The 8,587-nt window shown below is 69.7% G+C and carries 7 protein-coding genes, 1 tRNA gene, 1 other RNA gene and 3 pseudogenes; 8 read left to right on the plus strand and 4 right to left on the minus strand.

What is annotated here, in order from left to right; all coding sequences use genetic code 11:
• Together E1193_RS27745 and ffs are read right to left on the minus strand one after the other, a co-directional pair.
• The coding region (locus E1193_RS27745; protein ID WP_132186132.1) for a DNA polymerase III subunit gamma and tau at positions 1 to 1,254 on the minus strand (1,254 nt) is incomplete at its 3' end.
• 224 nt (positions 1,255 to 1,478) lie between these two features.
• Positions 1,479 to 1,569, minus strand: an RNA gene (gene ffs / locus E1193_RS27750) — signal recognition particle sRNA small type.
• A gap of 82 nt (positions 1,570 to 1,651) precedes the next feature.
• Here ffs and E1193_RS27755 point away from each other — a divergent pair.
• The 6 genes and pseudogenes from E1193_RS27755 (at position 1,652) to E1193_RS27780 (ending at position 3,994) form a co-directional block, all read left to right on the plus strand.
• Positions 1,652 to 1,736, plus strand: a tRNA-Ser gene (locus E1193_RS27755).
• A gap of 120 nt (positions 1,737 to 1,856) precedes the next feature.
• Positions 1,857 to 2,171: a hypothetical protein gene (locus tag E1193_RS27760; RefSeq protein WP_132186133.1), complete on the plus strand. Its 315-nt coding sequence runs from the start codon at positions 1,857 to 1,859 to the stop codon at positions 2,169 to 2,171.
• A 353-nt stretch (positions 2,172 to 2,524) separates the two neighbouring features.
• Positions 2,525 to 2,629: pseudogene (locus tag E1193_RS34025) on the plus strand (XRE family transcriptional regulator); the annotation flags it as partial.
• Positions 2,620 to 2,810: pseudogene (locus E1193_RS27770) on the plus strand (DUF397 domain-containing protein). The pseudogenes E1193_RS34025 and E1193_RS27770, both read left to right, overlap by 10 nt.
• A gap of 42 nt (positions 2,811 to 2,852) precedes the next feature.
• A complete protein-coding gene (locus tag E1193_RS27775) occupies positions 2,853 to 3,467 on the plus strand; it encodes a hypothetical protein (RefSeq protein ID WP_132186134.1) in 615 nt (204 codons plus the stop codon).
• 32 nt (positions 3,468 to 3,499) lie between these two features.
• Positions 3,500 to 3,994, plus strand: coding sequence for a hypothetical protein (locus E1193_RS27780; RefSeq protein ID WP_132186138.1), 495 nt, complete (start codon positions 3,500 to 3,502; stop codon positions 3,992 to 3,994).
• A 114-nt stretch (positions 3,995 to 4,108) separates the two neighbouring features.
• Here the strand turns inward: E1193_RS27780 and E1193_RS27785 are convergent, their stop codons facing one another.
• The gene (locus E1193_RS27785) at positions 4,109 to 6,172 is read right to left on the minus strand and encodes a glycogen debranching N-terminal domain-containing protein (protein WP_132186135.1); all 2,064 of its coding nucleotides are present in this window, start codon (positions 6,170 to 6,172) and stop codon (positions 4,109 to 4,111) included.
• Positions 6,138 to 6,557: an SCP2 sterol-binding domain-containing protein gene (locus E1193_RS27790; protein ID WP_132186136.1), complete on the minus strand. Its 420-nt coding sequence runs from the start codon at positions 6,555 to 6,557 to the stop codon at positions 6,138 to 6,140. The genes E1193_RS27785 and E1193_RS27790 overlap by 35 nt, the downstream gene beginning before the upstream one ends.
• A 204-nt stretch (positions 6,558 to 6,761) precedes the next feature.
• On the opposite strand from E1193_RS27790, the gene E1193_RS27795 reads away from it, so the two are divergent.
• Together E1193_RS27795 and E1193_RS27800 are read left to right on the plus strand one after the other, a co-directional pair.
• Positions 6,762 to 8,252 carry an aldehyde dehydrogenase family protein gene (locus E1193_RS27795; RefSeq protein WP_132186137.1) on the plus strand — a complete coding sequence of 497 codons (1,491 nt, stop codon included), beginning with the start codon at positions 6,762 to 6,764 and terminating at the stop codon, positions 8,250 to 8,252.
• Positions 8,253 to 8,307: 55 nt separating this feature from the next.
• Positions 8,308 to 8,587, plus strand: a pseudogene (locus E1193_RS27800) (hypothetical protein); the annotation flags it as partial.

Genomic DNA, 8,587 nt, shown 5'->3' on the forward strand with positions numbered 1-8,587 from the left:
GGCAGCCGCGGGCGGGGCGTGCGACTCCGGGCGTACCTGCGGGGGGTGGGCGACCGGCGCGGGGCCGGCGGCGGCCGACGGCAGCTCCACGCCACCCAGGGTGAGCCGGCGCTCCATCCGTTCCAGCCGCTGGAGCAGGCCGCCGGTCGAGTCGTCCACGCCGGGCAGCATCATCCGGGCGCAGACCAGCTCCAGCAGCAGCCGGGGAGCCGTGGTGCCGCGCATCTCGACCAGCCCGTTGTGCACGATGTCGGCGCAGCGGGACAGGGTGCCCGGGCCGAGCTGTTGGGCCTGGGCGGCCATCCGCTCGATCTGGTCGGCCGGACCGTCGATCAGGCCCTTGGCGGCGGCGTCCGGCACCTGCTGGAGCACGATCAGGTCACGCAGCCGCTCCAACAGGTCCGCGGCGAAGCGGCGCGGGTCGTGGCCGGCCTCGGCCACCCGGTCGACGGTGGCGTACGCGGCCGCGCCGTCCCCCGCCGCCAGCGCGTCGCACATCTCGTCGATCAACGCGGAGTCGGTGACGCCGAGCAGCGCGGCGGCCCGCGCGTAGCTGACCCCCTCCGGGCCGGCGCCCGCGATGAGCTGGTCGAGCACGGAGAGACTGTCCCGGGCGCTGCCGCCGCCGGCGCGCACGACGAGGGGGAAGACGGCCGGTTCGACCCTGACCCCCTCGGCCTCGCAGAGCTGCTCCAGATAGGGCCGCAGCACCTTCGGCGGGATCAGCCGGAACGGGTAGTGGTGGGTCCGCGACTTGATCGTGCCGAGGACCTTCTCCGGCTCGGTGGTGGCGAAGATGAACTTGACGTACTCCGGCGGCTCCTCGACCAGCTTGAGCAGGGCGTTGAAGCCGGCCGACGAGACCATGTGCGCCTCGTCGATGACGTAGATCTTGAAGCGGCTCCGGGCCGGCGCGAAGATCGCCTTCTCGCGCAGCTCCCGGGCGTCGTCGACCCCGCCGTGGCTGGCCGCGTCGATCTCCAGCACATCGATGGAGCCGCCGTCGGTGACCAGCTCCCGGCACGAGTCGCAGCGCCCGCACGGCTCCGGAGTGGGGCCCTGCTCACAGTTGAGCGAGCGGGCCAGGATGCGGGCGCTGGAGGTCTTGCCGCAGCCACGCGGGCCGGAGAAGAGATAGGCGTGGTTGAGCCGCCCGCTGCGCAACGCCTGCGACAACGGCTCGGTGACGTGCTCCTGACCGATGACCTCGGCGAAGGTGCGCGGCCGGTACTTGCGGTAAAGGGCCAGTGCCACCCGTACCGCCTCCTCTCGACCGAGCCATTCTGCGCCGGTCGGGCGCAGGTGACCACCCACCACCCCGCGCGGACCGGGCCCGCGCGATCCCGGGGCCCGTACCCTTGATCCACACCAGTTGCGGCATCCCGGGGTATCGGGACGCCCGGACACCCCCATCTGCCGCAGACCGGGACGGGCTCCCGGCCGCGGACCGGAATGGATCCCACCGGGACGCCAGACAGAAAGGCCCCCCGTGCACCCGTCAGAGCCCGCTTATCCTTGCTGCCTTCCGGCCCTGGGGAGGTTCACGAGATGTACGCCGCACGGGGGGTACCGCCAACCCTACCCGACGCGCGGTGGATCTTCAGGGGGTGGTGGGGTGCCCGGCCCGGCAGGGACCTGTATCCTGGCTCGCGGAGGATTCGCCTAGAGGCCTAGGGCGCACGCTTGGAAAGCGTGTTGGGTTCACACCCTCACGAGTTCGAATCTCGTATCCTCCGCTCGCTTGAGCAGGAAGAACGACAGGGTCGGCCACCACGGGCCGGCCCTTCGTCGTCGCTACGGAAGTTCTTCCAGGCAGGACACGCCAAGCTGGCACAGTCGGTCCCAGGCGCGGCCACGTGCGGGCCGCGCCCCAGCCACTCGCGGTGCACCGAGCCAGCGGGCAGTTGTCGGCCGAGGTCGTCATCACTGCAGCTCCCTACGACATCGAGGTCTACTCCGACACGCTCTCGCTCTTGAACTCGGGGCTGACCTACATCTGGAGCCAGTACGGCGTCGCCGACCGGTACTGCCGCAACACCCATGGAAACGGCACCTGGGCCAGGTGCAACTTCGACTGGAGCGAGGACGGCACCAAGAGGGTTCGGGGCGGCGTCCGCTACAGCTACCACTCGTGGGCGGCCGGACACCTGTGGGAGTTCTCCGGTAAGTGACCGTCGTCAGATGCCCCACCGGGGGCGGCCCTCGCTTCGTCCTCCCGCTCCTTCCACCACACATCGCACACGCCCCCGACCGGTCCGCATGTCCTCGAAGAACACTCCGTAGTGGGAGTCGCTGATGGCGCGCCTGGCTGATCCTCGGCCTGAGCGTCGCCGGGCTCGTGGTCGCCGCCGCGGTGGATCTCGTGGCCCGACCCGCAACCGCCGCAGCAGCCCGTGCTGGCGAGCCGAGGGAACTTCACCGACGACACGGGGACAGGGGCCGCCCCGCGAAGGGCGGCCCCTGGTCGGACGACGCCTGCCCGTGGCTCGTCACCTGGATCGGCTCACCCACGTAGTGCAATGTCGAGATCACGGCGATACTGGCCACGTGGCTGAACGTACGCGGCGATGCGCTGCCCCACCGGCAGTCGGTCGACCTGATCGGGGAAGTGGCGGAGTCATGGACCTGAACGGCGCCCGGTGGCGCCAGAGCAGCCGCAGCAGCGGGAACGGCTCGCCTGCGTCGAGGTCGCCGACAACCTGCCCGGCGTGATCGGTGTACGCGACTGGATGGACCCAGCCGGTCCCGCGCTGGCGTTCACCCCAGCCGCCTGGCGGGCGTTCGTCACCGGGCTCCGCGGCCACCCCTGACCCCGTCGTACACATGTTCTATCCACAACCTGTGGACGCGGCGTGAGTTACCGACTCAGCGCGGTCGTCGCGGACGCCGAGCTGCTGCGCGAGGAGATCCGCGGGCTGGACCACGCGGTCCTCGGCGAGCTGCGCCAGGATTTCGCGCTGCTGCCGGTGACCCCGCAGCTGGTGGATGAGCTGACCGGCACGCCGCCGGACTACGCGGTTGGGGAGCCCGGCGCGGAGCAGCCGTTCACGCTGGTGCTCTCCCGCGCGCTCGTCGAGGCGCTGGCCCGCTGGTCGCGGCGGGGGCCGGTGGCGTACGTGGAGGCGGAGTTCGCCGGCGGGGCGGGCCACCAGGCGGCGGTGGTGTGGCTCGGCGGCGAGCGGTCCTGGGGGCCGCGCTTCGACGCGGTTTTCGACGGTCCGCGCGGGCAGTGGCCGATAAACGCCGCCCTGGTCGAGCTGGGCGTGGAGCCCGGCACGTGGATCGACCCGTTCGCCGAGCTGGGGCTGCACGTCGAGCGGGACACCGCCGGCTGGCTGGCGCACGGGCGGCGCGGACTGAGTGTCGACTACTGGGACGAGCTGGCCGAGGAATGGGAGGAGCAGGAATCCGCCGTCGGCCAGCAACCAGACCGCCCCCGTTCCGTTGAGGACTGGGGGATTCCATGAAATTGCGACAATTCGGCTTCATCGCCGCGCTGATGACCGCTGCCTCGATCGCCGGCAGCGGCCCTTTTCCACCAGACCAGATGGCCGTCCGGGAACCGGCCGGCGCCGCCACCGTGGTCGACCTCGACGGGCTGCCCGAGGTCGACTTCGGCGACACCGAGGGCGAACTCACCCGGCGGGGCGTACTCCGCAGGGACGTCGACGCGTGCGGCCAGACGCTCGCCGGCCACGAGACGATCAGCCCCGTCTTTGCCGAGGACCGGCTGGTGTTGCTCTGGGCCGGCGACCCGGCGCGGACCCCCGAGGGGGTGGCCGCCGGCACCACGCTCGCCGAGGTGCGCCACCGCTACCCGCAGGCGCGGCACCTCGACGCACCGCCGGGGAGGCACCGGTTCGACGGTTTACTCGCCCGCGACGGCGACCGGGCGTACCTGTTCCTGCACGACGGCCGGACGGTCCGCAAGGTCATCGCCGGGTACGCCGACTGGGCGCAACGCGCCTTCGAGGAAGGCCACGGCCCCTGCTGACGGCAGGCCGGACGCCCGACGGGGCGACGCAGGCCCTGATCTTCCGGCCGGAGGGGCTGATCCCGAACCAGCGGGTCACAGCGGGTGCTCCGGCGGCCCGGCCAGCGCAGTCGGTCACCGGAGAGCCTGTGGTCGTTGGTGGTGACCGGACCGCAGGCCGAACGCGTTGGTCCGTCCCCAGCGGCCCGGTATGTCGAGCAGCTCGATGCGCCTGATGGACGGCGGCAGGACCGGGTCGGTGGCGAGGTGGTTCTCGTGGGGTTCGAGGCCGAGCATGGAACGCAGGAACAACAGCGGGGCCCCGGCCGACCAGCCCTGCGGGCTGCACGCCGTGGGATACTCGACCGGGTAGTTGGTCAACGTGCGGTCGTAGCCCGCGAAGGCTTCGGGAAGGCGGCCGTGGAAGTAGGCCGACGCCTGGATGACGGCTTCGGCGACGCGGGCCGCCTCCTCCCGGAAGCCGTAGCGCCGCAGCCCCCAGGCGATGATGGAGTTGTCGAACGGCCAGACGGTGCCGACGTGGTAGCCGACAGGGTTGTAACGGGCTTCGGTGCTGGCCAGGGTGCGAACTCCCCACCCGGAGAACATGTGGGGGCCGAGCAGGTGCTGGGCCACCTTCTTCGCCCGGGCAGGCTCCACGATGCCGCTCCACAGCAGGTGGCCGATGTTGGAGGCGAGGGCGTCGACGGGCTTGCCGTCAGGGTCGAGGCCCAACGCGAAGTACTCCCGCTCCGGGATCCAGAAGTCCCGGTTGAACCGTTCCTTGAGTTCGGCGGCTTGCCGTTCGAGCCGGTCGGCGTAGGCCGGGTCGTTCCAGCACTCCCGGGCCAGCCGGGCACCGCGGATCTTCGCGTCGTACGCGTAGCCCTGTAGCTCACACGTGGCGCGGGGTGGACGGGGCAGCCGGCCGTCGTGGTAGGAGATCCCGTCCCAGGAGTCCTTCCAACACTGGTTCTCCAGACCGTTGATGGTGTTGCGCCGGAAGTAGGAGAGGTAACCGTTGCCGAGCAGGTCGCCGTACTCGTCAATCCAGTCCAGCGCCTTCCGCGCGTTGGGCTCGAGCCTGCGGATCAGCGTCGAGTCCCCGGTCCACCGCTCGTACTCGTCCAGCAGGATCACGAACAGCGGGGTGGCGTCGGCCGACCCGTAGTACGGCGTGTGTGGCTGCTCCTCGAACGCTGCGGACTCCCCGTAGCGGAACTCGTGCAGGATCTTCCCCGGCTCCTCCTCCTCGAAATCGTCCAACGTGACCCCCTGTAGGAGGGCCAACAGGCGCAACACCGGCGGGGTCAGCTGCGGCGCGAACGGCAGCGCCTGCAGGCAGATGAACATGCTGTCCCGCCCGAAGATGGTCATGAACCAGGGCAGGCCGGCCGTCGGCAGAGGCGACGACGGGTTCGTCAGCGACGCGTACCGCATGGCGGCCAAGTCGATCAGGCTCCGCTCGTACACCGTCTGGAGCGGCTCGTAGTCGCAGATCAAGGTGGGAGCCCGCTTGAGCCAGCGCTCCAGGTCCTGCCGAACTTTCGGCCGGCTCCTGCTGCGATAGGCGGACCAGATGGTCCGGTCCCCGTCGCCGGTGGCCTCCTGGATGACCGGCTGCACATGCAGCTCGGTACGCCAGGAGGACCGCGGTTCCAGGTGGATGTCGAAGGTCATGCCAGCGTCGTCGATCTCGGCCTCGGCGGTGCTGGAGATGACCGTGTCGCGCCGGAATTCGCCGCGCTCGTAGCGGAAGCGCAGGTTGCCGCCCTCCTGGAACACCGAGGTCGTCCCCGTCTTGTCCCGCACGTCCTTGATCTCGAACAGGTCGGCGAAATCGGTGCCCATCTCCACCCGGAGCGTGAAGTGAGCCGGTTCCAGGTCGTGGTTCAGGACCGTCAGGCGTTCGATGAAGTCCTGACAGATCGACTGCTCCCGGATGACCGATACCTTCGCGTCGACGTAGTGCGTCGGCTCCCCGGGGACCAGAAAGAAGTGCCGTTCGAAGTACTGGAGATCATCCCGGGACAGCACACTGAGTCGCTCGCCGTTGAGACTCAGCTGCCAGGTCGAGAGGAAACGCGTGTCGAAAGAAAACAAACCGGTCGGATAGACCCGCGAGGGACTGACGTCACCCTGCTCGTTGGTGACGACGAACGTATTACCGTCCAGAATGCTCACGGTCTTCTCGATCACGTTTCGCACCTTCCTCGCGCGCGAAATCTCGCGGATGATGCGCCATCGGGGGCCCGGGAAACAGGATCCGTCCGAACGCGTCGGCCAGCCTCAGGTCGCCCTCGACGATCAGGTCGGCCCGGAAGACGGCCGGACTGAACTTCGTTTCGCCCCTGGCCATCAGGTCGAGTACGGAACGTTTGCCACAGAGGATGGCTTTGGGCTCACCACCGGCTGTCGACACCTGGGCCTTTCCCTTATTCAAGGTGATGAACCATTGCTCGACCTGCCCCTCATCCCGTATGTCGAGGCGGATGGTGCCCTGCGCCCAGGCAGGCAACTCCCTGAGCCCGGGATTCTGGTTCCGGCCCAGCTTGTCGAGGAGTTCGGCAACCGACCCGGCCATCCACCCGCCCTCCCACGGTTCACGTCACCCGGACGCTAGGAACGAGCCGCTCTCCCACGGTTCACGTCACCCGGACGCTATGAGCGTGCAGGGTGACCCGGCCTCACCTGAAAAGAATGAGAGGCGGCGGCAGCGGCGGCCGTGACCTCCGATTCACCCGGTCGAGGTGATCCGGTCCCGCACAGAGGCTGCCAGGCTGCGGATATGGAGCGCAGGAGCACGGCGATCGCCGAACGACAGACCGACGGTGACCTGCCACCCGGACAGCTCTTCATCGACGGTGGCTGGCGCGACGCCGCCGACGGGAGGCGACGGGACATCATCGACCCGGCCAACAGCCAGGTCGTCACGGCCGTGGCCGAGGCGGGAGATCAGGACGTCGACGCCGCGGTCGACGCGGCCCGGCGAGCGTACGCCGACGGGGCCTGGCGCAGGATGAGCGGCCGCGAGCGGGGTGACCTGCTGCTCAGGGTCGCCGCCCTGCTGGAGGAGCATCGGGATGAGTTCGCGCGGCTGGAGAGCCTGCACACGGGAAAGCCCCTCACCATCGCGCGCGCCGTCGATATGCACCACACCATCGACCACTTCACCTACTACGGTGGCCTGGCCAACCAGATCGAGGGTGCCACGCGCGCCATCCGCACCCCCGGCTTCGCCTACACGCTGAAGGAACCGCTGGGTGTCGTCGGAGCGATCACGCCGTACAACTTCCCGCTGATCCTGTCCACGACGAAGATCGCGCCAGCTCTGGCCGCGGGCAACACGGTGGTACACAAACCGGCCGCGGAGTGCCCGCTGACCGCCCTGCGACTGGCGGAACTGTGCGCCGAGGCCGGCCTTCCCGCCGGTGTGCTCAACGTGGTCACCGGCGGAGAGGAGGCCGGCGCCGCCCTGAGCAGGCACCCCGGCATCGACAAGATCGCCTTCACCGGGTCGACGCGGGTTGGTGCCAGCATCGCGGCGGCAGCCGCCGAGACGGTCAAGCCCACCACGATGGAACTCGGCGGCAAAGCCGCCCACATCATCTTCGACGACGCCGACATCGCCGCCGCCGTCGACGCCGTGGTGACCGGCTTCGTGTTCAACTCGGGTCAGTTCTGCATGTCCGGCTCCCGCCTGCTCGTCCAACGCTCGTGTCACGACAGCGTGCTCGCCCGGGTCTGCGAAGCGGTGGCGCGGGTTCCGGTCGGCGATCCGCGCGACCCTCAGACCGCCGTCGGTCCGCTTGCCGCGAAGCGGCGCGTGGAGAGCGTGGAACACTACCTCGCCCTGGGCGAGGGCCGGATCGTCGCCGGCGGTCACCGCATCGAGCGCGACGGCGGCTACTACTTCGCCCCGACGGTGGTGGCCGACGTACCCAACGACGCCCGCATCGTCCAGGAGGAGGTCTTCGGCCCGGTGCTGACCGTCCAGCCGTTCGACACCGAGGACGACGCGGTGAACCTGGCCAACGGGACGCGGTACGGACTCGCCGCCGGCCTGCACACCCGCGATGTCGCCCGCGCCCACCGGGTCGCCGGCCGCCTACGCTCCGGCATCGTCTGGATCAACTCCTGGGCCGTCCTGGACTCCTCACTCCCCTTCGGCGGTTACAAGCAGTCCGGGTACGGCCGGGAGCACGGCCCGGAGGCGCTCGACAGCTACCTCCAGACCAAGTCGGTCTTCGTACCCACCACCGCCGACGAAGCCCGGTGAAACATCGAGACCTGCTTCTGGCATAAGGAGGTGAACGCACCTACTGGAGGTCAACGTGCCAACGAATGAACACCTCACTGCGCAGACCGTCGCAACCGGTAAGGGCCGGAGGCGGCTGTCGCGGGCCGGACTGATCGCCGCCATCACCGCCGGAGTGGTAACCGCCGGCGCCGGCACCGCCGCCGCCGTCGCCTACCTCACCGAAGACACCGTCGCCCGCGGCATGCCCGGCGCCGCCGTCATCTTCGAAGGCACCGACCCTTCCTGCACCACCACCGACCACATCGTGTTCGACTGCACCCTCAGCCGCGCCCCCAAACCCGACACCCTGCCCC

Origin of the sequence: Micromonospora sp. KC606, from assembly GCF_004348675.1 — a bacterium.
In the GTDB taxonomy this organism is placed as follows: domain Bacteria; phylum Actinomycetota; class Actinomycetes; order Mycobacteriales; family Micromonosporaceae; genus Micromonospora.